The sequence below is a fragment of the Lunatimonas sp. genome, from assembly GCF_020832325.1.
Classification (GTDB): domain Bacteria; phylum Bacteroidota; class Bacteroidia; order Cytophagales; family Cyclobacteriaceae; genus Lunatimonas.
The window spans coordinates 153642-178602 of sequence record NZ_JAFIEU010000017.1 but is presented as its reverse complement, the minus strand read 5'-3'; the positions used below and the strand labels follow the sequence as shown (position 1 = coordinate 178602).

Sequence of the window (24961 nt, the reverse complement as noted above, 5' to 3'; positions counted from 1 at the left end):
CACTGTATTTATTGATAAATATAGTTTATTTTTGAACCATCAAAAGTTCAACAAGCAGGCTTCGATAGGCAAACCTATCGCTCGCCGGGCTTACCGTCTATCGGCAGTGTTCCCAACTTGTAACCACAGAAATACACTCAAACCACAAACAAAGATGAAAGAGCTAACTAGAGCAGAAGAGCAGGTGATGCAGATTCTATGGGAAGTCGAAAAAGGATTTGTCAAAGATTTGCTTGCCAAAATGAACGAACCAAAACCGGCCTATAACACGGTCTCTACCATCATCCGGATATTGGAGAAAAAAGGCTTTGTAAGCCACACAGCCTACGGTAAATCACACGAATACTTCCCAATTGTTTCCAAGGATGAATACCGCCGATTTTCCATCGAAAATCTCTTGTCGGGATATTTCAATGGGTCATTTGCCAAGTTGGCATCCTTTTTTGCAAAGGACGGAAATATGGATGCACTTGAAATGGAACGCCTGTTAGTCGAGGTAAAAGGAGAAGTATTGGAAAGCGACCGTTGATGAAACCCCAAAATGGACGCCTTTCCAAACACCCAATTTAAGAAAGCAAGGGCTGCCAAAACCAACCGCAGCCCTTGCTTTTAGTGTTTACAATTATACTAACAGCTCCTTCACCACCCGACCGGCAACATCTGTGAGTCGAAAACGCCGCCCTAAATGCTTGTATACTAATTTTTCGTGATCCAAACCCAGTTGGTGCAATACGGTGGCCTGAAAATCATGTACATGTACCGGATCCTTCACGATATTGTACCCGAAGTCATCCGTCTCCCCGTATACAAACCCAGGCTTAACACCCCCTCCGGCCATCCAAATCGAAAAACACCTTGGATGGTGATCCCTGCCGTAATTTTCTTTGGTCAGCTTTCCTTGTGAATAGTTGGTTCTGCCAAATTCACCCCCCCAAATTACCAGCGTTTCATCCAATAGTCCGCGCTGTTTGAGATCTGTCACCAATGCAGCGGTCGCTTGATCGGTGTCTTTCGCCTGCGCTCTCATTTCCTTTGGTAGGTTACCGTGCTGATCCCACCCTTGGTGATAAAGCTGTACAAATCGAACTCCATTTTCCGACAGCTTCCGCGCAAGTAGACAGTTGGCAGCATAAGTACCGGGCTTCCGGCTGTCCTCTCCATAGAGATCAAAAATCATGTCCGGCTCCTTGGACAGATCAGTTGCCTCAGGTACTGCGGTTTGCATCCGGTAAGCCATTTCATACTGAGCGATCTTTGCATGAATCTCCGGATCTCCCAAACGCTCAAAAGAAAGTTGGTTCAACTCCGCCAGGCGGTCCAGCATTTTTCGCCGCTGTGCACCACTCATGCCTTCTTGATTACTTAAGTACAGTACCGGATCCTCACCGCTGCTGAACTGCACACCCTGATGGATGGACTCCAAGAAGCCATTGCTCCACAATTTGGAATACACACCCTGTCCATTTCCTGTCCCCTTAGACAACAATACCGTAAACGCAGGCAGGTTGCTGTTCTCACTGCCCAAGCCGTAACTAAGCCAGGCGCCCATGCTGGGTCGGTTACCCTGTTGGGCACCGGTTTGGAAAAAGGTAAGTGCCGGATCGTGGTTGATTGCCTCAGTATGCATGGATTTGACAATACAAAGATCGTCTACGATTTTGGCAGTATGGGGAAACAACTCGCTCACCCATGCCCTGGCTTGCCCATATTGTTGAAAATCATAGAGAGATCCTACCAACGGAAAAGAGGTCTGACTGGAAGTCATGCCTGTTAGCCGTTGGCCTTGCCGAATAGATTCAGGCAGCTCCTCCCCCCACATCTCCCGTAGCTTGGGTTTATAATCAAAACTTTCCAACTGAGAAGGGGCTCCATTTTGGAAGAGATAAATTACCCGCTTGGCCTTGGGGGCAAAGTGAGGAATCCCGGCAAGAAAATCTTCTTGCTGATTGCCCGACCTGCTACTCAACAGGTCGGGTATCAAAAGAGAACCCAATGCTACTGAACCCAGCCCAAGACTTAACTTCGAAAGAAAATGCCTTCGGTTGGTATTCAATCCATGTTCGATGATTTCTTTTTCCTTCGTCATGACTTCGTAATCGCTTCTTCTAAATTATAAATAAGGCAAATCACCTGCATCAATGCCGCATGGTGTACCCGATCCAAAGAGTCATCCTGTGGATATTCTCCCACAGTCAGTATTTTTTCAGCCACTTCCGTGTGATTCCGAAAATAGGCAAGTTGTTCTTCGTGGTAAGCTGCCAATATCCGCCTTTCCGAATCCGATGGATGCCGGTTTACGATTAGTCGAAATGCGATCTCAAGCGTTTCGGGTCCCTTCACCGAATCGCTTAAGAGACGTGCCGCCAATACACGTGCCCCTTCTAGAACCATGGGGTCATTCATCATAACCAATGCCTGCAGCGGGGTGTTCGTGGTAGTTCGCTCCGGATCACAGACATCCCGGTTACTCGCGTCAAAGATACTCATGCTTGGCGGTGGCAAGGTCCGCTTTATAAAGGTATACAAACCCCGACGGTAAAGCTTTTCGCCGGTATCCTGAATATAGGTGCCTAAAAGGCCAAATTTCGCCCCCGTGGAAGCTGCAGCCTCCCAAAGACCCTCTGGCTGGTAGGGTTTGACGCTGGGACCACCAATTTCACCGTTCATCAGACCACTGCTCGCCATTACCAAATCTTTCACGAATTCTGCCTTGACACGCTCTCTGGGTGCTCTAGTGTACCACCGATTGGATGGATCCGCATGCAGTCGCTTTTCATTCACCTCGGAAGACTGACGGTAGGTAGCTGAATAAACCATCTGCCTGACAAGTCGCTTGATATCCCATCCATTTTCCACAAAATCAGCTGCCAGCCAATCCAATAATTCGGGATGGGTAGGCAATTTTCCCTGCATCCCAAAATCGCCAACCGTTTCCACCAGGCCTGTCCCGAAAATTTCGGCCCATATCCGGTTTACAAACACCCTGGCTGTAAGTGGGTTTTGGGGGGTTGTGAGCCATTGGGCCAGTCCCAGGCGATTCTTGGGATACTGATCCGAAAATGGTAAAACGGCGGAGGGAGTACCTGGATCCACCTGTTCGCCGGGTGCATCGTACACCCCTCTCTCCAACACGTGCGTAATTCGCACACTGTCCCGCTCACCCATCACGGATACGATAAGCCCAAGTGTATCTTTCTTATTGACGAAGGATAATATCCCTGCTATGTCTTCATCCGTGATGTCTATCTTGGGATGCTTGGCATAGGTTTCGGGACCACCGATGTTTGATTCGTGCCCTACTTCCCGGATATTGTTGAAAAATGCATATAATTGAAAATACTCTTTTTGGGAAATCGGGTCGTACTTGTGATCATGGCATTGGGCGCACTCCATAGTGATTCCGATCATGGCCTTGCCGAAAGTATTGGTCCGGTCTACTACATACTCTACCCTGTATTCCTCGTCAATCACCCCCCCTTCCTCTGTAATCTTATGGTTACGGTTAAACCCCGTCGCTAGTATTTGCTCTTTTGTCGGATTTGGGAGCAAATCTCCTGCTAGCTGCCAAGTCAAAAACTCGTCATAGGGCATGTTTTTGTTAAAAGCGTGTATCACCCAGTCTCTCCAAGGCCATTGACTGCGAAAATTATCGTCTTGATATCCATGGGAATCTGCATACCTGCCTATATCCATCCAATGCACCGCCATCCGCTCGCCAAAGCGTGCACTGCCCAGCAGTTCATCCACTAACCGCTCGTAGGCGTCGGGGCGATCATCAGCCAGAAAGCGATCCTGAAGCTCCAAAGCTGGCGGCAAACCGGTCAGATCAAAGGATAGGCGCCGGAGAATCATCTCTTTGGGCGCTTCCCCATTTGGCTTCAGTCCACGCTGCTCTTGGGATTCCAATATGAAATAGTCTATCTCGTTAATTGGCCAGTCTGAATCCCTGACTACGGGAATCTCAACTTTATTTGGAGGAACAAAAGCCCAATGAGGTTCGTATTTTGCGCCTTGCTTAATCCACTTTTCGATCAGCGTTACCTCTCTATCGGTAAGCGATAAGTTGGATTCCGGTGGGGGCATCTTCTCCAAAGGATCAGTAGAAACAACCCTTCGGAAGAGTTCTGAATCTTTGGGGCGACCGGGGACGATCGCATGCCGATCAGGAGTATCTTTCAATGCCCGCAGAGCCTCCTCCTCTATATCCAACCGGAGACCGGCCTCCCGCTTATTGGCATCGGGTCCGTGGCAGGCAAAGCAATTGTCTGAAAGGATGGGCCGAATATGTAGATTATAGCTAACCTGATCGGGAATGCGCCCTTCTCCATCTACAGGACCTTTACAAGCAATTGCAAATAAAACGGATAAAACGCCCACTAGGCTGGCCCCGCAAAGCTGCCATTGGGTCTGAAGGAAATTGATCATCAGGATTACAGGACGCATCAGGGACTAGGATTTTGTGATCGTTTCTTCCATGTTATATAAGGTGTGTATGACCTGCATCAGGGAAGCAAGATCTATTGCCGACAGGTCTGTTGGAATCGGGGAATCCCCTACTTCCAGCAATTTCGAAGCGTTTGCTTCGTCCTCGCGAAAGTCTGTTACTAACTCTTGATGAAAATCAACCAATACCTGTATTTCGCGGGAATCGGGAATTCTTCCCACAATCCGAGTGAAAGCTTCTTTCACAGCCTGCTCCGTGGGCTTTCCGTCCCTCAATAAAGTCGCAGCAAGCACCCGGGAAGCCTCTAGAACGGTGGGGTCGTTTAACATCACCAATGCCTGGAGGGGAGTGTTGGTTCGTGTGCGCTCGACCTCGCAAACGTCGCGATTACTGGCATCGAATAGGATCATCGAGGGCGGCGGAACGGTTCTTTTTATGAAGGTATACAACCCCCTCCGATAGAGTTTCTCTAAGGAATCCTGTTTATATGTCGCCAAATTGCCTCTTCCCGAGGTAGCCAGCTCCCATAATCCAGGCGGCTGATAAGGTTTCACACTGGGCCCTCCAATTTCCGGCACCAACAAACCGCTACTTGCCAATACCACATCGCGGATATGTTCTGCAGGAAGACGCATCCGCGGAAATCTGGAAAATAATTTATTATCGGGATCCCTGCGTCTCTTCTCCTCTGTCATGGTGGAACTTTGCCTGTAAGTAGCCGACATTACCAGGGTCTTCACCAAATGCTTCATGTCCCATCCAGACTCCATAAAATCCACCGCCAGCCAATCCAATAACTCCGGGTGGCTGGGCAAAGAACCCTGCATACCAAAATCTCCCGGCGTATCTACGATGCCTTCTCCGAAAAACTGCATCCACAACCGATTTACAAATACCCTCGCAGTAAGTGGATTATCCCGGTCAAATAACCAGTACGCTAGGCCCAACCGGTTGGAGGGATATCGGTCTCCAAATGGTAATACCGCTTTTGGAGTACCCGGACCCACCCGCTCCCCATGAGCCTCATAATCCCCCCTTTCGAGGATATAGGTACTTCTCAATGTGTCTAAATCACCCATCACAGACACGCGAAGGAATCCCGTCTCCGACTGCAAGGCATGGAAATTAGCACCTGATTTCACGTCCCCGATTAATGCGACCGACATAGCCGTAGAATCGGGGCGATTCACAAAGGACAAAATACCCGTTACATCCTCATCTGTAATTTCCATCAGGGGATGCTTTGCCGGGCTTTTCCTGGAAAATCCCGGAGTAGATTCCTCTATTCCATATTCAGCCACCTGATTGAAAAAGGCATAAACCTGAAAGTATTCCTTTTGGGATATGGGATCGTATTTGTGATCGTGGCATTGGGCACACTCTAGGGTAAGGCCTAAAAAAGCCTTTCCAACGGTATTTGCCCTATCCACCACGTATTCCACCCTATACTCTTCGTCGATCGCTCCGGATTCCTCCGTGATTTTATGGTTACGGTTAAAAGCCGTGGCTAGCAGCGTCTCTTTGGTAGCATCGGGCATTAAATCCCCTGCCAGCTGCCAGGTTACAAAGGACTCATAAGAAAGGTTTTGATTAAACGCATGAATAACCCAGTCGCGCCAAGGCCATTGGGTTCGATAATAGTCATCCTGATAACCGTGGGAATCCGCATACCTTGCCAAGTCCATCCAATGCACTGCCATTTTTTCTCCATACGTCTTTCGAGCGAGCAATTCATCTACCACTTTCTCGTAATTCTCGAGGGACGGATCGGCGATAAATGCATTCAGTTCCCCGAATGTGGGAGGCAAACCGGTAAGGTCCAGCGTGACACGCCTAAGGAGCTGAGCCGGATCAGATTCCGGATTTGGCTTAAGACCTAGCTTTTCCTGCTTCTCTAGGATAAAATAATCCAATGGGTGCTTGGGCCACGAACTAAATGCCACCGTTGGCAAGTCCGCTTTGGTGGGAGGGATAAATGCCCAATGCGGCTCATAACGAGCGCCCTGCTGTAACCATTTCTCCAATAGCTTAATATCCCGATCACTCAGTGTAAGGTTCGATGAAGGAGGAGGCATCAACTCATTGGGGTCGGTTGAAACAACCCGCTGAAAAGCAACCGATGCCTTGGGGGAACCGGGCACCCAAGCATGACTACCGGGACTATCCCTCAGGGCAAGAAAGGCTTCCTCGGGGGAGTCCAAGCGTAATCCTGCCTCCCGCTTATTCGCGTCCGGTCCATGACAAGCAAAGCAATTTTCCGACAGAATCGGGCGTATGTGTAGGTTGTAACTGATGACCTCGGGTATTTCACCTTCACCGTGGTGCGAACTGCCTTCTCCACAGCCTACAACCAATAACAACCACCCACAAACGGCAGCCGGAAAAACCCTTAAAACGTTAACAAGCATGAAGGTATCAAATCAAACGACAATCTCTTAAAGATAGGCATTTACATCAATTTTACCACGGTAATATAGGATAATCGGTCTTTAATTTATCTCCCCACCAGGAATGTTCGCCCACCTTTTTTCTGCATCATACCATAGGTATCCGGCTCTAACCAATAACGGTGAATCAATATTGTTGTGATACAGTTGGCCTGTTCCCAAACCCTGTGGCATTTCCGATTCAAAGGTAGCTGTAAATTGCGCTATGGCATTTAACCCAACATTGCTCTCCAAGGCGGAGGTCATCCACCAACCTATCCCTTTTTCCTCTGCCAAACGGATCCATGTCGTTGTTTCGTAAATGCCTCCCAGCAGGGTGGGTTTTAAAATGATAAAAGCAGGCATCACATTAGCGAGTAGTTTACTCTTTTCTGCCTCATCAAAAATACCGATCAACTCTTCATCCAATGCGATGGGTACTGGAGAATGTGCACATAGCTTCGCCATCTCTTCCCACTGTCCCTGTCCTATCGGCTGTTCGATACTATGAAGATCCAATGCGGACAACTTTTCCAGCTTGGTCAATGCGTCTTCCGGAGAAAATGCCCCATTGGCATCTACCCTCAGGGTAATTTCTTCTTTTCTATACCGCTTCCGTACCTTTTTTAGCAAGTGGTATTCCGTATCAAAGTCAATCGCACCGATTTTCATCTTGATGCAGGAAAACCCAGCGGCCAGCTTTTCCTCGATCTGCCGTTCCATAAATTCCACTTCTCCCATCCATACCAAACCGTTGATGGGTATGGGTACTTGATTGTCGAAAAATCTATTTGGGAAAATGCGGCGCCTTCCCCCATGAATCAGATCCAATAAGGCAGTTTCCAACGCAAAACGGATACTGGGGAGACCCTCCAGCACCAATGCGGCTACCTCTTTAAGAATCATGTCTGGATCTGTAGAAAACGCCACCCCCTGCAAGCCATCGCACACCTGTTGAAGACATGCTCGAAAATCCTTTCGATCATCCAAGCTTAGTCCTACCAACGGTCCTGCCTCCCCTATCCCAACCAAACCTGGATAAGTATCCGACCGAATCCGTAGCAAGTAGTTATGCTTTTCCTGCAAAACCCCTCTCGATGTGCCCGCATCAAACTTAAACTTCAAGTGCAACGGCTCAAACGATGCGGAAACTCGTATTTTTTCTGTCGTTTTGTTCATAGTTGTTGTAAAATAGAATTCAACGGTATTAACTCATCCAACTGGCAGAGAAAACCTAATCCATCCGTAGGGTGCCGGCTTTTTTTAGAACACTAGAGGGAAACATTCCGCCGAGTAGTCCCTAGCCAAGTGGCACAAAAACCATCGCTACGCATTACCTTTGCTTCCTGATCTAAATCTTAGAGGCACGCAAAACCACTACGAATAAATCCTTTATATTTGCCGTCGATTGACCAAAACTAAGGATTTATCCCCATTGTTTCCCCACATCGCTACCATGTCTAACCAATCCATGTTACAAAAGACAGATTTCTGGTATGAGTTGCCCGAGCATCGGATCGCCAAGTTTCCCCTAGCACAGCGAGACACTTCCAAGTTGCTATGGTATAAGGACCAGGAAATTCAACATCACCAATTTCAAGATCTACCCTCATTGATTCCCGCCGATTCCCTGTTGGTATTTAATAACACCAAGGTGATACCTGCCAGGCTATTTTTTCAGCGGGAAACAGGTGCGTGGATTGAAATATTCTTGCTAAAGCCTATATCACCTAGTACAGTAATACAAACCGTGATGGAAGAAACCGAGTCAACTACTTGGGAAACCCTGATAGGCAACTTGAAACGATGGAAGTCTGGCGAGGAGCTTAAAAAACAGGTGGAGCTATCTGGCCGAATAATCAACCTCACCGCTACCTTGGTAGACCGGGAAAAACGACTGGTACAGCTAACTTGGGATCAACGGGAACCATTCGCTTCACTAGTAGAGGCCATCGGCAAACTTCCCCTTCCACCCTACCTCAACCGAGAAGCTACCGAAGAGGATAGCGAACGGTACCAAACAGTATACTCTCAGGTAAAAGGCGCGGTGGCGGCACCGACCGCTGGATTGCATTTCACCCCAGAGATCCTCAGAAACCTTAAAGACAAAGGGATATCTTTGGATTATTTGACCCTACACGTCAGCGCGGGTACCTTCCAACCTATCGCGGTAGAGAATGTAAAAGAACACTCCATGCACGGCGAGCAAATGGTCTTTTCACGGGAAAACCTCGAGGCATTGGTACAGGCCAAGGGAAGCGTGGTCGCTGTGGGAACCACTTCCATTCGGTCTTTGGAAAGCTTGTATTGGTTTGGAGTAAAGTTATTGAAAGAGGGGGATGCTACATTTATAATTCCCCAAACCTACCCCTACGAACATCAGACTGAATTACCTGATTTCCGAGAGGTTTTTCAGCATGTGCTGGACTGGATGGATGCGCAGGGAATCAGCCAATTGGAAGGTGAAACTTCTATCTATATTTACCCGGGATATTCCTTCAAAGTAGTATCCGGACTGATAACCAATTTTCATCAGCCCGGATCAACCCTTATCCTTTTGATTGCCGCATTCACCGGAGGTGCTTGGAAAAAAATTTACGAAGAAGCACTAACCAACGACTACCGTTTCCTAAGTTACGGTGACAGTAGTTTATTATGGCTCACCTGATTTGCGTCTCCTGTTGTCACAATGACTGGTTAATCGCCACTTCCTAATTTCTGAATACCATTGATCAAGGATTGGTAGTACGTACGTCCTACAGGCACCTTTTCATTGGCCACGCACAACTCCTTGGGAGAAATGGTAGAGATCTGTTCTAAGTTTACGATGTAAGATTTGTGAATACGGATAAACAACTCATCCGGCAAAATCTCTTCAAATTCCTTCAAAATGTTTCGCAGTGAGTATGTTTTTTTAGCAGTCACCAAGGTGGTATAGTTTCCATCTCCCTTCAGATACACAATATCCGGATAGGCTACTTTTGTAAGGCAACCCTTGTCTCTGATAAATATTGCATTCTTAATCAAGAGTTCCTTTGTGTTGAGATGCGTGCCATTGGTCCCATTACCTGCAATAACCTTCAGTGTTTCGTTAATTTTCATATGGTTGCTCATTAATGTAAATCAGTTACATAACCACAGCACTACGGTATTGTTTGAGCCGTATTAAAATTTTGGATGTCTCTGTAAAAGAAAAACAAAACGGCCACATATTGGACCAAAATCACCCAGGGAGATTCCAGTACCGGGACACTTCGATACGCAACGTAGGAGAGAAATATAAAAGCTGACCAGACCTGCATGGTTTGAAGCTTCGTAAAAACACTTAAACCCAAAGGAAGGATTATATACCAAGGATGTACTACCGCATGCAGCATTAAGTAACACACATAACTAAGTACAGATAACTGATAGATATTCAAATGAATACGAGATTGAATGGCTAACCACAGGATAGCAGTGGCTGAGATTATCGACAACAGGGGAGTCACGTATTGGATGGGATTGTAGTCTATCCAGAACATGAATATTTCTCTAATCAAATAGTAAATAGAAGCGTTAAACTCAAATTTCCCATAATAAAGACTAAAGCTTGTAAAAAAATTATCTTGAAATGGATAAATTGGTAAAAGACAACAAACTAACATCAAAAATAAACCGAGTGTAAATTTACCTAAATCGGAAAAAGAACGACTTTTTGCTAACAGCATCGGCGCTAATAATAATGGCGTAAGTTTTATAGCTATAGCAAGACCGAAGCAGCATCCAGACCAAACAGATCTTCGACGAAAAAGCCAAAAAGTCCCCAATACTGCCAGCAACATCAATCCTTCAAAATGTAGGTTTCCGGCTATCTCAAGAATCACCAGCGGGTTAAGTGCATAAAGCAATGTTTTCTTGGGTGAAAGCCCTTGGCTTAACAGCATTTTATGCATTACGAAAAAAACCAAACCCTCAGCAGCTATCAATACGATCCGCAAAAACACCAAAGCGTGAAAAAAATCCGATTGCCCAACGTACACCGAAAGAGCAAAAAATAACTGATTCACGGGAGGATAAATACTGTAGTACCCCGATGAATTCAGCAATGGATGCAACGCTGAAAGAAACGGAGCCTCCGCGATACCCTCCTTGGCTAAAAGTGTATCAGGCGTAAAGGCATATGGACTAATACCCTGCAGCACCAAGTAGCCATCCCAGAGAAATCTGGCAAAATCGTCGGACAGCGTTGGCCAAGAAAATACCAATAGGACCCTAGCTAATAGACCCAAACCAAAAAAGTACCCCAAGGCTAGGTTTTCACCTTGGGCTATTCGATAGAGCCAAAAAAAGCAAGCAAAACTTATCCCATACAGTGCCATCAGCGGTACCGATTGATCTCTCGTAAAGGAATAACCTATCAGCCCAATGCACCCTAAAAACACCGATGAGATAGCCAAAAAACGAATGGGAAGCCCTTTCATGGTACTAACTGAAGCTCCTTTCTGTAGCGGATATCTTGGAGTTTGTTTTTATTCCAATAGTCACTTTTCGGAGATTCGTCTTATTAAGGGTTAACACCTTTACCGCATCTCGGCCCGCGCTTTCCGGGTGATCTAATTTTACCTGATTCTTTTGGGATAAGACTTCTGTAACAAAAACTAAGACAACCTCCCCTTCTCGAGGTTCACCATAACGGTATGGGAGTAAGTCAAAACTACTTATTTCTGAGGTTCCCTGAAACCAGTAGGTACCCCATGCGTCCCCATCCAACCGATCGCGTTGGCTACCGTTGCAGGCACAAAAAAGAAGGATACCCATAGATAGGTAAAGTAAAGCCCTTACTCTTCCATGGATATCCCTGTGTCTCATGAATACGGGGTTTGCTCCGGTAAATCCAAGTCCTCGTTCTGCTCCAACTTCTTTTTCACGACATCGTGGGGGTATTTCAGAGCAAGCTCTCTGATCTCGTAGGTAAATCGACTGTAGGCTTCTTCCCACAGCTTTCGCTCCTCCTCGGTATAGGTATAAAACCCCCTACCGTTGAAAACACCATTCCCCCCCTCCTCTACGATCTCACTAATAAGTTTATTGGGCTCTTGCGCGTTGCTGAGGGTTGGAAACAACTCCTTCATGACGGTATGATAGGCACCGATGCCGGTAAAATCCATCCAACGAAATACCCCAACCATCGGAATAAAATATCCTGCTACATTTCGGCAGGCTCTGTCTACGTCCTCCACGGTCGCATAGTCCTCTTGCACCAAGTGAAGCGCCTCCCGGTACATGGCATACATCAGCCGGTTTCCGATAAATCCACGAATATCCTTTTTGACCAAAACAGGTTCTTTGTCCCACTTTTCAGCCAGTTGGTACAGATAATCTGCGATGTCCCGGTCACTTTGGTTCCCGCAGATAATCTCCAAAAACCGGGTGGTATGGGCAGGTTGCATCCAATGGAGGCCAAAAAACCGCTGCGGTGAGCTTACAAACGTCTGAAGGTCAGAAATCGGGATTGCCGACGTATTGGAAGATAGGATCGCATCATCGCTTACGACTTTATCAATTTTAGCAAATACCTGTCGCTTTATATCCATATCTTCCTTCACCGACTCAATCACAATCTTAGCCGGACCCAAGGAGTCAAAATCATCGCTCAGTGTCAAACGCGACAGATAAGCATCGGGTTTTTCAGTAACCAATCCCTTCTGCCAAGCAACGTCCAAGTAATTTCGGACTCTTTGCAGACTATTTGCTACATTTTCTGAAACCGGCTCTACACCGATCACCGGATGACCTGCAATGAGCATACACACCGTAATACTGCTACCCATCAGCCCTAGGCCTACCATACCAATCGGTATCTCTCCGGGCTCCATCGAATAGTTCATTTCTTTAGCTTATCTTTATGTATACAACCTGTCCAAACCTCATTCTTCCTAGCCTAGCTTTACGACCTGTCCGGTTCTCACCGATTCATCGCAGGCAAACGCTATTCGAAGGCTATTCACGGCATCTGTCATGTGGTCTGAAAGATCAATATCTTCTCTGATCGCCCTTAAGAAGTATTCCTGTTCACGCTTGCACAGGCCATTGTGGTCGGGTTCATCGGTTAGGTCAATCCATTGATCGTCCTTTGCAAATTTCTCCTCTGAATTCAGATCCCCACTGTGGACCAACAAGGATTCTGTTTTGGTATGGGCTTCGATGCTATCGGATTTGCCTGAACCCCCCGCATCTTTTGCCACAATAGACACAGACCCCTGTGGCCCGAATACATCCTTGATAAAAAACGCTGTTTCGCTGACCATGGGACCCCATCCTGCCTCGTACCAGCCCACCGATCCGTCCTCAAATCGAATCTGAAGGTTTCCGTAATTATAGTTGCCTGCGGGAATCTCCTCCGTCAATCTAGCCCCTATCGCATACACCTGCGTTGGTTTTGAGCGCGTCATTTGACACATGACATCAATATAATGCACACCGCAGTCTACAATTGGGCTGAGTGACTTCATGAGGTTTCGGTGAAGAGTCCACATACTGCCCTCGCTTTGTTGATTCAGATTCATCCGCATGACCAAAGGCTTACCCAACTTGTGGCTCTCGGCGATAAACCGCTCCCACGATGGATGATGACGTAAAATATAGCCCACTACCAGTTTTTTCCCGTGTGCCGTAGCAGCATCTACGACTCGTTGCGCACCTTCTACCGTATCAGCCAGCGGCTTTTCCACGAATACGTGACATCCCTGTTCAATCGCATGCACGGCGTAGGGTTCATGGGTATCGGGATACGTTGATATACTGACTGCATCTGGCTTGGTCGCCTCCATTGCCTCGAAATAATCATCGAAAAGAGCGTACGATCCTCCTAGCTTTTCGTTCAATACCTGCTTGGATTTACCGCCTGATACCAAACCTACTATCTCAAAATCAGTCAGTTGATGATAGGCCAGCGCATGAGAAGAGCCCATGTTGCCACAGCCAACTACTAGAATTCTTACGGGTTTTGTGTTTTGGGTCATAGTTGATTAATTTTTATTGGTACTACCAATACTGTATGTTTTTGCAATTAATTCTAAAATTAAAAAAAAATGACGCTACTCAGGCACCAAACCGAAACTAATTTGAAAATCTATTTTTGGTTTTTCGCGATCGCGCTATTCAAACCAATATAGCGCCACCGAAAGAACACTGACATTACTTCAACAAAAAAACGGGGATTCCGGAACAGACACACAATATATCTGGTTGGACAATGTTAAAATATATAAATATAGGCTGAAACTAAAATCTAATATGAAAAGACTATTGTTTGTTAACATCAATTTTATAAATTTGTATAATCAATCTTAATTTACTTTATCACTTATGGGAAATATTAAGGAGTTTGTTAAAGAGTACAGCCAATTACTGGCTAATGAGTCACCGTTTGTTTATGAAGATGAAGATGGCAAGCGATATAAGTCTGTTGAAGAGGCTTATAAAAGCGGAAAGAAAGTTGCTATCAAAAATTCAAATGATTCAGCCATCGAATATTTGAAAGAGATGGGTATCGAGTCTAAAGCGGATGTTTCGAAATTCTTTGATTTGCTTAGCCATATTTTTGGTATGGACAGTGGCAAGAAAACCGGTACACGAACCAGAAAAACCTACACCAATGAAGAGAAAGCTGCATTGATGGAGGCTTGGAGTAAAGCGGACGCAGCCGACATGAGCAAGGTAGAGTTTTGTAAGCAAAACGATATCACTTACCAGACTCTCATGAAATGGTTGAGAGAAGCGAAAGCTTAAACAGAATGGCCGGTCATCGAACCGGCCTTTTTTTATCTATCTTTTTTCGCTACTTTTAGTGATGATGTTGCGTTTAAAAAGACATTTCCTATCCTTACTAGCGATCCTGCTAGTATCACAGGGATGCAAAAAAGAAAAAGAAGACTGGGTCAACGAGTACGCCGCAAATAAAGAAGTGGCAGAATATATGAAGCACTTTCAGGGAAGAGGCGCTGTGACTGATCCCAATTCCTTCCCTTCATCTCCGGAAGATGCACTTACGCTTTTTAAGCCTGCCTTCGATTTAGAAATATCCTTGGTGCTGGCAGAGCCGGAAATCGTGCAGCCAGTTGAATTGAATTTCGACCATAAAGGGCGACTCTGGGTGGTACAATACAATCAATATCCCTATCCAAAAGGACTTAAAGTTACCTCTATAGATAACCATACCCGTGTTACCTTTGACAAAACCCCCGATGCACCACCTTCAGGGGTGCAGGGAGCGGATAAAATTACCTTCTTTGAAGATACAAATGGAGACGGTGTTTTTGACAAGTCTACCGACGCAATCACTGGCTTGAACATCGCAACTTCTGTCTTGGTAGGCAGAGGAAAAATCTGGGTACTAACCCCCCCCTACCTCCTTTCCTACCCTGATTCAAACGACGATGGCATTCCAGACGCAGATCCGACGGTGCATGCTTCCGGATTTGGCCTGGAAGACACCCATGCCATCGCCAATAGCCTGACTTGGGGGCCCGATGGTTGGCTTTACGGCGTTCAAGGAAGCACCACTACATCCAATATTCAGACAAAGCAAAGCAAGGACGTTCGCTTTCTAGGCCAGGCTGTATGGAGGTTTCATCCAGAATCGGAAACCTTTGAACTGTTTGCCGAAGGAGGCGGCAACAATCCGTTTAACTTGGAATTTGATAGTAAAGGGCGGATATTCTCCGGGTCCAACGGATCGGACAGGGGGCCTTACTATAAGCAGGGTGGATATTATGTCAAAAGCTGGGGTAAACATGGGCCACTTACCAACCCCTACGCCTTTGGCTATTTACCCAACATGCCCCTGGAAGGAGAAAAAAAGCGGTTTACTCATGGCATGATTCGCTATGAGGCCGGTTTATTGCCCGAACGGTATCGGGGTAAACTGCTTGCGTTAAACCCCCTCCATAATTACGTGCAGCTAACCCGGCTAGAATCCTGGGGCTCCTCCTTTCAGGTAGTTGACGAGGATATCTCCCTCGTGTCTTCAGACAAGTGGTTCAGGCCTATCGATATCAAAACCGGCCCGGACGGCGCAGTTTACCTTACAGATTGGTACGATAGTCGTCTTACGCATGTTGACCCCAGAGACACCTGGCATAAAAGCAGCGGAAGAATATACCGGCTGAGTCCCAAAGGTGACAGTCACGGCTATAGAACTGGGGATCTCAGTCTACTTACTACCAAGGAACTGATCGCACTCCTTTCGCATGACAACAAGTGGTATAGACAGCAGGCCCAGCGCATTTTTGGTGACCGAAAGGATAGAGAGGCCATTTTACCCCTGCAAAACCTGTTGAAGACATCCGAGGGTCAACTCGCCTTAGAAGCATTGTGGGCACTTCACTCATCCGGTGGGTTGACCGACGAGCAGGCCCTTGAAGCGCTCTCCCATACGGATCCCTATGTTCGTATGTGGACCGTACGCCTATTAGGAGACCGTATGCACGTAGCTGATGGCATAGCTAGCAAGATTGCCGAATTAGCCGCATCCGAAAAGCAACTCGAGGTGCTGAGCCAACTAGCCTCTACTGCAAAAAGATTACCTGCGCCCCACGCCATACCCATCATCCAAAAGCTTGTAGTCAGGGAAGACTTGGAAAACGATCCGGATCTACCTCTGCAAATTTGGTGGGCTACAGAAAGCATTGCTGGAAAAGACCGAGATGGGCTATTGACCCTTTTCCGTGAAAAGTCATCTTGGAAACAGCCCCTAGTTGCGACAGCACTAGTAGGTCGTCTGGCACAAAGATGGACCATGTCGGGGGAACCACTGGATTTGGAAGCCTGCGAAAAACTACTGGAACTTGCAGGAAACAACGCCTTGGAAGCATTGGTAGTAAACGGTATCATGGAAGGCTTGCGTGGAAATACCGCGTTGCATCTCCCGGATAAGCTACAAGCCAGCATCGACCTTATTTACCGAAATACGGGCAATGCCCCGCTTACCCTCGCCATCCGGCAAGGTAATAAAACGGCAATAACCGAAGCGCTGGGTATTATGGAAAATCAGGAAGCCCCCCTACCACTACGTTTGAACTATATCACTCTGATGGGTGAAGTTGACGCATCCGAGGCCGTTCCGATTCTGCTGCGCCTCATTCAGAAGGACCCGTCTTCGGCTATCAAACAAGCGGCCCTTCAGGCCTCCGAAGCTTACAATGAACCCATTATCGGAACAACCCTTGCCGAATTGTACCCGGCCATTCGTGCGGATGCCTACGTACGCGAAGCCGCTATCCATCTATTTTCGGTGCGCGACAAATGGGCGAAAGATTTTTTGAAGGAAATCGAGGAAACACGTACCATCCACGCGACAGATGTGCCCGGTTTACTGGCGAGAAAATTTCTACTGCTGAACGATGAAGAGGTAACCCAAAAAGTAGCGAAGCTCTGGCCCAAAAGCATGCCGTGGACATCAGACAAGAAAACAACTGAAATCCGGCGGATGAGCGGAATTCTTGCAAATAGTAACGGAGACGCATCCGCTGGAAAGCTGGTTTATCGCAACACATGCCTTTCTTGCCATCGGCTCAATGCAGAGGGTGGTTTGCTAGGACCGGATTTGAGTGGGTATGACTTGAGTAACAAAGAGTACCTATTGCTCCATGTAGTAGATCCGAATGCGGATATCCGTGAAGGCTATGAAACGTACCAATTCCAGACCACAGACGGCAGAATCTTGGAAGGACGAATTACCAAACAGGAAGGTAACACCATCTACCTACAACCTACCCACGGGGGAAAGGTCATTATACTCCCTGAAAACAAGGTACAATCCAGTAACATTATGCAATGGTCAAGCATGCCAGAAGGCTTACTTCAGGAACTAAGCACTCAAGAAATCCAAGACTTAGTGGCGTATCTTTCCGAATAAAAAACAGGTCAAGATCGTTCACCTAAGAGAGGAGAGGGCACCGGCTGTTCACGTCGTTTCAATCCAAAACCTTCAATGGCATATTTGCGAAGGTGTTGCTCCATTTCATCCACATCGTCGGTCAATAGAAAAAGATCTATGTCCTCTTTGCTGATGGTGCCCACTTCTGCCATGTACAGGATATGCTGGTAAATATGCCGGTGAAATTGCGTCCCCATCAACACCACAGGGAATCGTTTCATCACCTCGGTTTGTATTAAGGTAAGCGCTTCGAAAAACTCATCCAAGGTGCCGAATCCACCGGGAAGCACTACAAAACCATAGCTGTACTTTGACAACAATACCTTTCGAACAAAAAAATACTTAAAGTCCATGTAACGGTCCAAGTAGGTATTTGGAAATTGCTCAAAGGGCAATACGATATTGCACCCGACAGACTTACCACCAGCATTTTTTGCCCCGCGATTGGCTGCTTCCATGATTCCCGGACCACCGCCCGTCATCACGGTAAAGCCTAATTTACTGATGCGTTCTCCCACCGTAACACCCATTTGATAGAAATCATCGTGTTCCTCAAAGCGGGCGGAACCGAAAACCGTAATGCAAGGCCCCACAAAATGTAGCGTCCTAAACCCACGAACAAATTCAATCAAAACCTTCAAACTGAACTTAAGGTCTTTGATCCTACTTTGAGGCCCCGCAAAAAATGCCTCCTCCTCTGGATTCACCAAGGGTATTACGCTCTTTTCTTGTCTTTTTATCATATCAGCTCCAAATTTAATCGTTTACTACACATCGTTTCGAAAAGTGGCATTTTTTAAGAACGCATAATCGATGAATTGGTTCTACCTCCCCATAGTTTTCTCTTTAATTGGGTGCAACATCAAACGATAGTTCCCTATCTTTGGTTCTGACGACGGTACCGTGCTTAAAAACACCCCTTCCCTAAACCTTTTTTCCCAAACCGGTCATCCCCTACCCATGTAAGGCATCTCATTGGCCATAATGGTCATAAAGGGCACATTGGTATCTGCCGGTAGGCTCGCCATATAAGCCACCGCACGCCCCACATCGGCCATATCCATGGTCGCTTCCGGTTTCACCGAACCATCTGCTTGTAAAACTCCAGACGACATTTTCTCGGTCATAGCCGTAGCTGCATTGCCCACATCTATTTGACCACAAGTGATGCCATGCTGGCGACCATCCAAAGAGGTTGCCTTGGTTAGTCCGGTTACAGCATGCTTAGTCGCCGTGTAGGGCGCTGACAGGGGTCTGGGTACATGCGCCGAAATAGAGCCATTGTTGATTATCCGGCCGCCCTTTAGATCTTGCTTCTTCATAAGACGGAATGCCTCTTGAGTACAAAGAAATGCACCCGTTAGGTTGGTTTCTACCACCCGCTGCCATTCTGAAAAGGGCAGATCCTCCAATGGCAGATAGGGCGCATTCACACCGGCATTGTTGAAAAGAAGGTCCAGTCTTCCAAAACGCATCTCCACTTCCTGAAACAATCTCTTGACGCTTGCTGGAGACGTTATATCCGAAGCAACCACCAGGGTTTCCACCCCCAAACAACGCCCAGCCGTTTCGTTTAGATGTGCCTCCCTCCTTCCTGCAAGCACCAAGCTCCATCCAGCTTCACTTAACGCTACACATACGGCCCTACCAATGCCCGACCCAGCGCCGGTCACCAACGCTACTTTTTTTGTTTGACTCATTTTCGTTTATTAATAGACAGAAACACCTTCTTCTTCGATGTAATTGCGGATGATCTCTTCGGTGGACGCGTCTCTTACAAAACCCAACTCCAATGCCCTTGTGGGTTCAAAATTCGGTGGCCAGGTTAACACAATCCCTTGTAGAAAAGCATCTGGTTCGTAAACGGCCCGCTTGGCAACCTCCTCGCCGGCCACTTGTCGCAAGCTCTCCAATAATTGTCCAACAGAAGCCGTAATTCCGGGTAGTGTGATAATGCGGTCATCCCCTAGCAAGTCACTCCCTAATTTAGCAGCATGGATGAAATTTTGCACCACCCTTTTAGGGGATAAAAGCCAAAACGCTGAATCCTCCGATACCGGATACGTGGCCAAAACTCCATGTAAGGGTTCACGGATTATGCCGCTTAAGAATGAAGAAGTGGCAGCGTTTGGCTTACCCGGCCTCACGGTGATGGTGGGTAGACGGAGCGTTCGCCCGTCAACAAAACCCCGGCGCGAATAGTCGTTTACCAACAACTCAACTATGGCCTTTTGGGTACCATAGGAACTCCTGGGCTTGGGTGCAGTAGTATCCGCAACTACTTGCGTAACATCCCCACCAAACACGCCACAGGAGCTCGCAAAGATCACTCGCGGTTTATGGGCCAATTCCCGACAGATTTCTAATAATTGAAGGGATCCATGTAGGTTTACCTTCATCCCCAGCTCAAAATTCTTCTCCGCCTCTCCACTTACCACAGCCGCCAAATGGAAAATCAGCTCTGGGCGTTGCTCTAAGACCGGTCGAATAACCTGTTCTTCACTAAAATCACCGACCACAAAGTGAAAACTCCCCTCATTGAGCAGCTCCTCCGGAAACTCCCTGTCCATGAGGGTGATTTTGGTAATTTTTCCTTGAGAAAAGGCCCCAACCTTTACCAACTCCCGGGCCAATCGACTTCCCACGAAGCCTCCTCCACCAATGACTACTGCATGCATATCGTTTCTATTTGTTGCGTTTATGATTCATTTGATTAAAACAATGGAAATAGCCATGCCACCAGCATAACCTGCAACAGCCCCACTATTCCGATTACTGCCAAAAGAAAAGTCCACGTTTTTAGGGTTTCCTTTTCCGAAAAACCGCTCATCCGTGCTACTACCCAAAAGGCGCTGTCGTTCATCCAAGATAGAAATACCGATCCAAAACCCATGGCCAGCAACAGGTAGATGGGGTGAAAATCCATCACGGGGCCCGCTTGCATGATGCCAGCCATGATGGAGGATGACGCAATCATGGCTACGGTTCCCGAGCCCTGCGCAGTCTTAAAGATGGCTGCAATCAGCCAAGCCAGGGGAATATAATGAATATGAAAGTCCTCGGCTAGCAATTTGATAACCTCACCAATCCCTGTATGGCCTATCATCGCTCCATAGGCCCCTCCTGCACTCGTAATCAAGATAATCATGCCGCCTATTTCCAAAGGCTTGTTGACTTTTTGCCAAAGCTGAGATCGACTTAAACCCTGCTGCCTTGCCCACAAATAGACCGCAACGACAGCGCCCAATGCCATGGCCGTATTTTTATTACCCAAAAACGCTACCCAGGCTGGAACCTCCTCTACAAGTACCGAAACCACAGAAGAAAAGGCAATCAAACCAACCGGTAATACGATAGGAGACAGTGAAAGTACAATACCAGGGAGCGTGCTCACCTTCGTTTCTTTGTTTATTTGAATACGAATAGGTAAAGGCAAACGCTCATTTATTTTTTTACCTACTATCCATACCAATGCGGCAGGCACAATCCCCGCAATCAAACCTGCCAATATCACCAAGCCAAGGTCTAGAGAGAGCGTTTCTGCCATGATCAACGGGCCCGGTGTTGGGGGTACAATGCTGTGATTGATCACTGCACCACCTCCAATGACCAAGACATACCAGACGTAATCCTTTCCGGTTTTACGTGCGAGGGCAATCCCCAATGGAATCAGCAGAAAAAAAACCGTGTCAAAAAAAACAGGAATGGAAAGGATAAACCCACACAACAGCAAGGCAAATGCAGCCCGCGATTCTCCCAAATAGCGCAATAGATCATTGACAATCCGCTCCGCGGCCCGACTTTCCAACATGGCGGCACCGATGATAGCTGCAAGCGCAATCACCCAAGCAATTTTTCCAGCCATGACCCCAAATTCGATCATGGGCAGTTCCAACGCCGTATTGATCCAATTTTGACCGGGGAGCAAAGAAAGGCCTGGCGTGAACATCCCAACATACAGCGACGCCAGCATCAACGCAAAAAAAGGGTGGACTTTCAGCTTGCCGATCAGCAAGATAACCAATAGTACACTGGACAAAAGAAGGAAGAAAGGCCAATAGACCGAATGTACGATCAAATCCATTGGCTAAAGAAAGAAAAAAAACCGCCAAACACCAAAAAAACCCAACATCCGTTTAGCCTCCTTAGGACTTAGGGTTAGTTTCCAGTTGGCAGCATATTCCGAATCCCCGCGATGCGCCACCTCCCTTCACGGTACACCGCGATAAACGTGCTCCACATCTTTCGTGCATCCCCTCCATCGGAAGGATTAATGATGTACCGCGCATCTATCAAGGCGACTTGAGGATCCAACAAACGAATCCTCTCGACCGTTAGGGTACGGGTACCTTCGTTGATCGACGAACTTCGCTGCATCCCTTCTACAGCAACCCGCAAACCCAGTCGCCACTCACCAGAAGACACCAATTGGTCGATGTCTTCGGTAAGAATGGCTTTGAGAAGCAGTGTATCCTGCTCCTCCCTTGCTTTTGAATACAGGTCAATTAACTGCGTAAGCTCTGTAGCAACCGCCGGTGGTACGGATGCCTCCTGTGCCTGTGCTGGAAACAGCCAAGCAGTTTGGAAGACACCCATCGCTATCCATACATATCGTTTGATCATCTTAATGGTTATTTCGTCAATTGCTCCTGTATACCCTCCCTATCCTTCTGCTTACTTACTGCTTGGTTTCCCCAGGCTTATCTTGATAAAGCTCCAACCCTATGGAGGTTCTTGGTCTAAAGCCTTTCCAGGTCTCTTCCAGGGAATTTTCTGTCAGGTCCAAATACTCCGACAACGCGCTTTCTCCCTTTAAATGAACGCCCAAAAAGGCCGTAAGAAAGTGTTGATTGATATTATTGATCCTTCGCTCATCCCATACGGGCTCAGCATACCGCATATACTCTTCTGGATTTATCCCTGGGCCATTGGCTGCTGCCGGCGGTGGATTGGGGGCTACATTGTGCCGTGCATGCTGATATACCAACAGGTATTTCTGCGCTGCGGTTATTCCTTCGTAAATCGCCCTAACACCATCCTCATAACCGGATATATCGTCTTGATCTCCAGCTACAATAAAAGTAGGTACACTAATTCCCTTGAGACCCTTCTCATCCCAAGCACCACGTTGCATCCCCCAAGGAGCAAATGCCACAATGGCCTTGACCCGCGGATCGGCAAGGGAAACGTAGCCTTCGGCGCCAGAAACCCTATCCTCCATTAGCCTACTGCCACCACTCATTTGACCAAACATGCGCCCCATACTGGCACTATACCCCGCACCTGCGGCATTCAATACCCCGTATCCACCCATCGAATAACCGACCAAAGCCGTACGATTCACATCTACTAGGCCGGAAAGAAAACTATCCGAAGAACGCTCGGATAGCTTGGTCACTTGATCCAATACAAACAAATCATCCAGCGCCCGATAATACAGCGTACTGGTAAATTTACCAGGCTGCCGAAAGGTAGACTCGGGATGATCGATGGACACCACCACGTATCCTTTGGAGGCCAGATTTTCCGTTAAATACGTCATCAAATACCGGGAACCAAGGTATCCGTGAGACACAATCACCAATGGAAAAGGAGCTACTGAAACGACAGCTGGTGCATCCCGTGTGGCACGTCCGGTAAATGAAAAAGGAATCAATGGCCTGTTGGGATCACCGTTTACTCCCATCACTTCATCGTAAAACGTGGTACCATCTCCCGAACCATTCATACTGGGATACCAGATCTCCACAGTAATCTTTCGCTCATAGGTGGGCTGGGCATCAGCAGTTGCTTGTTGCACATCTACTTGATCCGGGTTGGTCCATTCCAAGGTTCGCACACCAACGGAATACGTTCCCCTGTGGGCCAACTCCGGTGCATCCGGCAACGCATCCCCATATACAAAGTCAGTTTGCTGTCCATACGCTGCCATGGACATAACAAGGACAAACACCAAGAACATAAAATTTTTCGGACCGTTAATAGGCATACGTCTTTTCTTTGTTGATAGGATAGCTTATACTGGCAAAGTAAATCAAATTATTCTAAAATACGCGAACTATTCCATCCACTACGAGCGCAAAAGAACGAATGATCCTAGGCTTTAAGTAGTGCTTCCAATGGACATAAAGTGACGCAAAAAAAGTGAAAACACATGCAATCGAAATTTTAGTCTTGTCTAAAATTTGAATTTTAACATATTACATTTCAGTTATTTAAAATGATTAATCTAAACCAGATTATAGCCATCGGCTTACAGAGCTGCTCCTTGTGTTTCGCTGTTACCAATTTAGCTGCTCAACAGGCTTTCCACTCCACTTCTACCCCGGAAAAAGAGGGGTACGAGTTACGCTGGTCGGATGAATTTGAAGTGAATGGCAAACCCAACTCCGACCATTGGTCGTATGAAATTGGCTTTGTCCGAAACCGGGAACATCAGTGGTATCAGGAAGACAACGCAGAAATCAAAGACGGAAAACTGATCATCACCGGTAGGCGGGAATGGCTAAAGAACCCTGGCTACATCCCCTCCCATTCCGACTGGCGATTGAACCGGGAATTTGCTGAATACACATCCTCAAGCTTGCATACCCGTAGCAAGGTAGAATTTCAATATGGCTGGGTAGAGGTGCGCGCAAAAATCGACACCGCAGTTGGTCTGTGGCCCGCTATCTGGACACTCGGAAAAGACCAAGGCTGGCCAGCAAACGGAGAGATTGATATCATGGAATATTACTTGGTAGAGGGTGAACCAACTATACTCGCCAATGCGGCCTGGGCTCATGTAGACAAACGGGCTGCCTGGGATGAAGTGAAGATTCCCTTTAGCGAAATCAGTGCCGGAGATCCGGATTGGGTAAACCGTTTTCATACGTGGGAGATGGATTGGACAGCTGAATACATCCGTATCTACTTAGACGGTAAACTCCTAAACGAAGTAAACCTGGATGAAACGGTTAATCCTGATGGGTTCAATCCGTTTCGGCAACCTCATTACCTGCTCCTGAACTTGGCGATTGGAGAAAACGGCGGAGACCCTTCCGGCACCGAATTTCCAAGACACTATGAAATTGATTACGTGAGGATCTACCAAAAAAAGCCTTAGCGTGGTCCATCCACTCGTGGTACCCCTCAAATAAATTGCACAAAAATCCAATGGTAAATCCGCAT

20 protein-coding genes are annotated in these 24961 nt (G+C 47.1%); 5 read left to right on the top strand and 15 right to left on the bottom strand.

Annotated elements, in window-relative coordinates:
- Nucleotides 1-154: 154 nt before the first annotated feature.
- Nucleotides 155-529 carry a BlaI/MecI/CopY family transcriptional regulator gene (locus JJU34_RS06635; RefSeq protein WP_228691545.1) on the top strand — a complete coding sequence of 125 codons (375 nt, stop codon included), beginning with the start codon at nucleotides 155-157 and terminating at the stop codon, nucleotides 527-529.
- A 93-nt stretch (nucleotides 530-622) separates the two neighbouring features.
- On the opposite strand, the gene JJU34_RS06630 is transcribed toward JJU34_RS06635, so the two are convergent.
- From JJU34_RS06630 to JJU34_RS06615, 4 genes are all read right to left on the bottom strand, one after another.
- Complete coding sequence (locus JJU34_RS06630; protein ID WP_228691544.1) at nucleotides 623-2086, bottom strand: DUF1501 domain-containing protein; 1464 nt, start codon at nucleotides 2084-2086, stop codon at nucleotides 623-625.
- Nucleotides 2083-4443 carry a PSD1 and planctomycete cytochrome C domain-containing protein gene (locus JJU34_RS06625; RefSeq protein WP_228691543.1) on the bottom strand — a complete coding sequence of 787 codons (2361 nt, stop codon included), beginning with the start codon at nucleotides 4441-4443 and terminating at the stop codon, nucleotides 2083-2085. Before JJU34_RS06625 ends, JJU34_RS06630 begins: the two co-directional genes overlap by 4 nt.
- 6 nt (nucleotides 4444-4449) lie before the next feature.
- Complete coding sequence (locus JJU34_RS06620) at nucleotides 4450-6852, bottom strand: PSD1 and planctomycete cytochrome C domain-containing protein (RefSeq protein WP_228691542.1); 2403 nt, start codon at nucleotides 6850-6852, stop codon at nucleotides 4450-4452.
- A gap of 81 nt (nucleotides 6853-6933) precedes the next feature.
- Nucleotides 6934-8049: an o-succinylbenzoate synthase gene (locus JJU34_RS06615; RefSeq protein WP_228691541.1), complete on the bottom strand. Its 1116-nt coding sequence runs from the start codon at nucleotides 8047-8049 to the stop codon at nucleotides 6934-6936.
- A gap of 292 nt (nucleotides 8050-8341) precedes the next feature.
- Here JJU34_RS06615 and JJU34_RS06610 point away from each other — a divergent pair, with 292 nt between their 5' ends.
- A complete protein-coding gene (locus JJU34_RS06610) occupies nucleotides 8342-9538 on the top strand; it encodes an S-adenosylmethionine:tRNA ribosyltransferase-isomerase (RefSeq protein ID WP_228691540.1) in 1197 nt (398 codons plus the stop codon).
- Nucleotides 9539-9567: 29 nt separating this feature from the next.
- On the opposite strand, the gene JJU34_RS06605 is transcribed toward JJU34_RS06610, so the two are convergent.
- From JJU34_RS06605 to JJU34_RS06585, 5 genes are all read right to left on the bottom strand, one after another.
- Entirely contained in the window at nucleotides 9568-9972 is a 405-nt protein-coding gene (locus JJU34_RS06605; RefSeq protein WP_228691539.1) for a LytTR family DNA-binding domain-containing protein, read from the bottom strand.
- 41 nt (nucleotides 9973-10013) lie between these two features.
- Nucleotides 10014-11117: a glycosyltransferase 87 family protein gene (locus tag JJU34_RS06600; protein WP_228691538.1), complete on the bottom strand. Its 1104-nt coding sequence runs from the start codon at nucleotides 11115-11117 to the stop codon at nucleotides 10014-10016.
- A gap of 220 nt (nucleotides 11118-11337) precedes the next feature.
- Nucleotides 11338-11721 carry a hypothetical protein gene (locus tag JJU34_RS06595; protein WP_228691537.1) on the bottom strand — a complete coding sequence of 128 codons (384 nt, stop codon included), beginning with the start codon at nucleotides 11719-11721 and terminating at the stop codon, nucleotides 11338-11340.
- Nucleotides 11718-12740, bottom strand: coding sequence for a 3-hydroxyacyl-CoA dehydrogenase family protein (locus JJU34_RS06590; protein ID WP_228691536.1), 1023 nt, complete (start codon nucleotides 12738-12740; stop codon nucleotides 11718-11720). The genes JJU34_RS06595 and JJU34_RS06590 overlap by 4 nt, the downstream gene beginning before the upstream one ends.
- Before the next feature lie 48 nt (nucleotides 12741-12788).
- Complete coding sequence (locus JJU34_RS06585) at nucleotides 12789-13874, bottom strand: Gfo/Idh/MocA family oxidoreductase (protein ID WP_228691535.1); 1086 nt, start codon at nucleotides 13872-13874, stop codon at nucleotides 12789-12791.
- 346 nt (nucleotides 13875-14220) lie between these two features.
- Here JJU34_RS06585 and JJU34_RS06580 point away from each other — a divergent pair, with 346 nt between their 5' ends.
- Both JJU34_RS06580 and JJU34_RS06575 read left to right on the top strand, forming a co-directional pair.
- Nucleotides 14221-14643 (top strand): hypothetical protein, encoded by a 423-nt coding sequence (locus JJU34_RS06580; RefSeq protein WP_228691534.1) that lies wholly within the window; start codon nucleotides 14221-14223, stop codon nucleotides 14641-14643.
- A gap of 61 nt (nucleotides 14644-14704) precedes the next feature.
- Nucleotides 14705-17770: a PVC-type heme-binding CxxCH protein gene (locus tag JJU34_RS06575; RefSeq protein WP_228691533.1), complete on the top strand. Its 3066-nt coding sequence runs from the start codon at nucleotides 14705-14707 to the stop codon at nucleotides 17768-17770.
- An 8-nt stretch (nucleotides 17771-17778) separates the two neighbouring features.
- Here JJU34_RS06575 and JJU34_RS06570 read toward each other — a convergent pair whose 3' ends face one another.
- From JJU34_RS06570 to JJU34_RS06545, 6 genes are all read right to left on the bottom strand, one after another.
- Nucleotides 17779-18534, bottom strand: coding sequence for a TIGR00730 family Rossman fold protein (locus tag JJU34_RS06570; protein WP_228691532.1), 756 nt, complete (start codon nucleotides 18532-18534; stop codon nucleotides 17779-17781).
- A 204-nt stretch (nucleotides 18535-18738) separates the two neighbouring features.
- Nucleotides 18739-19491: an SDR family oxidoreductase gene (locus JJU34_RS06565; protein WP_228691531.1), complete on the bottom strand. Its 753-nt coding sequence runs from the start codon at nucleotides 19489-19491 to the stop codon at nucleotides 18739-18741.
- Nucleotides 19492-19500: 9 nt separating this feature from the next.
- Entirely contained in the window at nucleotides 19501-20469 is a 969-nt protein-coding gene (gene denD / locus JJU34_RS06560) for a D-erythronate dehydrogenase (protein ID WP_228691530.1), read from the bottom strand.
- Between the two features lie 35 nt (nucleotides 20470-20504).
- Nucleotides 20505-21875 carry an SLC13 family permease gene (locus JJU34_RS06555; protein WP_228691529.1) on the bottom strand — a complete coding sequence of 457 codons (1371 nt, stop codon included), beginning with the start codon at nucleotides 21873-21875 and terminating at the stop codon, nucleotides 20505-20507.
- 74 nt (nucleotides 21876-21949) lie between these two features.
- Nucleotides 21950-22414 carry a DUF4440 domain-containing protein gene (locus JJU34_RS06550; protein WP_228691528.1) on the bottom strand — a complete coding sequence of 155 codons (465 nt, stop codon included), beginning with the start codon at nucleotides 22412-22414 and terminating at the stop codon, nucleotides 21950-21952.
- A gap of 55 nt (nucleotides 22415-22469) precedes the next feature.
- Nucleotides 22470-23780: a dienelactone hydrolase gene (locus tag JJU34_RS06545; RefSeq protein ID WP_228691527.1), complete on the bottom strand. Its 1311-nt coding sequence runs from the start codon at nucleotides 23778-23780 to the stop codon at nucleotides 22470-22472.
- 231 nt (nucleotides 23781-24011) lie between these two features.
- Here JJU34_RS06545 and JJU34_RS06540 point away from each other — a divergent pair, with 231 nt between their 5' ends.
- Entirely contained in the window at nucleotides 24012-24896 is an 885-nt protein-coding gene (locus JJU34_RS06540; protein ID WP_228691526.1) for a glycoside hydrolase family 16 protein, read from the top strand.
- Nucleotides 24897-24961 lie beyond the last annotated feature (65 nt).

Bases quoted from the DNA above. Each gene is read 5' to 3' on its own strand.
- JJU34_RS06580 (WP_228691534.1), top strand. From the start codon at position 14,221: ATGGGAAATATTAAGGAGTTTGTTAAAGAGTACAGCCAATTACTGGCT.
- JJU34_RS06555 (WP_228691529.1), bottom strand. From the start codon at position 21,875: ATGGATTTGATCGTACATTCGGTCTATTGGCCTTTCTTCCTTCTTTTG.
- JJU34_RS06575 (WP_228691533.1), top strand. From the start codon at position 14,705: ATGATGTTGCGTTTAAAAAGACATTTCCTATCCTTACTAGCGATCCTG.
- JJU34_RS06635 (WP_228691545.1), top strand. From the start codon at position 155: ATGAAAGAGCTAACTAGAGCAGAAGAGCAGGTGATGCAGATTCTATGG.
- JJU34_RS06550 (WP_228691528.1), bottom strand. From the start codon at position 22,414: ATGATCAAACGATATGTATGGATAGCGATGGGTGTCTTCCAAACTGCT.
- JJU34_RS06620 (WP_228691542.1), bottom strand. From the start codon at position 6,852: ATGCTTGTTAACGTTTTAAGGGTTTTTCCGGCTGCCGTTTGTGGGTGG.
- JJU34_RS06540 (WP_228691526.1), top strand. From the start codon at position 24,012: ATGATTAATCTAAACCAGATTATAGCCATCGGCTTACAGAGCTGCTCC.
- JJU34_RS06625 (WP_228691543.1), bottom strand. From the start codon at position 4,443: ATGCGTCCTGTAATCCTGATGATCAATTTCCTTCAGACCCAATGGCAG.
- JJU34_RS06615 (WP_228691541.1), bottom strand. From the start codon at position 8,049: ATGAACAAAACGACAGAAAAAATACGAGTTTCCGCATCGTTTGAGCCG.
- JJU34_RS06610 (WP_228691540.1), top strand. From the start codon at position 8,342: ATGTTACAAAAGACAGATTTCTGGTATGAGTTGCCCGAGCATCGGATC.
- JJU34_RS06590 (WP_228691536.1), bottom strand. From the start codon at position 12,740: ATGAACTATTCGATGGAGCCCGGAGAGATACCGATTGGTATGGTAGGC.
- JJU34_RS06585 (WP_228691535.1), bottom strand. From the start codon at position 13,874: ATGACCCAAAACACAAAACCCGTAAGAATTCTAGTAGTTGGCTGTGGC.
- JJU34_RS06630 (WP_228691544.1), bottom strand. From the start codon at position 2,086: ATGACGAAGGAAAAAGAAATCATCGAACATGGATTGAATACCAACCGA.
- JJU34_RS06570 (WP_228691532.1), bottom strand. From the start codon at position 18,534: ATGATAAAAAGACAAGAAAAGAGCGTAATACCCTTGGTGAATCCAGAG.
- JJU34_RS06605 (WP_228691539.1), bottom strand. From the start codon at position 9,972: ATGAAAATTAACGAAACACTGAAGGTTATTGCAGGTAATGGGACCAAT.
- JJU34_RS06565 (WP_228691531.1), bottom strand. From the start codon at position 19,491: ATGAGTCAAACAAAAAAAGTAGCGTTGGTGACCGGCGCTGGGTCGGGC.
- JJU34_RS06595 (WP_228691537.1), bottom strand. From the start codon at position 11,721: ATGAGACACAGGGATATCCATGGAAGAGTAAGGGCTTTACTTTACCTA.
- JJU34_RS06545 (WP_228691527.1), bottom strand. From the start codon at position 23,780: ATGCCTATTAACGGTCCGAAAAATTTTATGTTCTTGGTGTTTGTCCTT.
- denD (WP_228691530.1), bottom strand. From the start codon at position 20,469: ATGCATGCAGTAGTCATTGGTGGAGGAGGCTTCGTGGGAAGTCGATTG.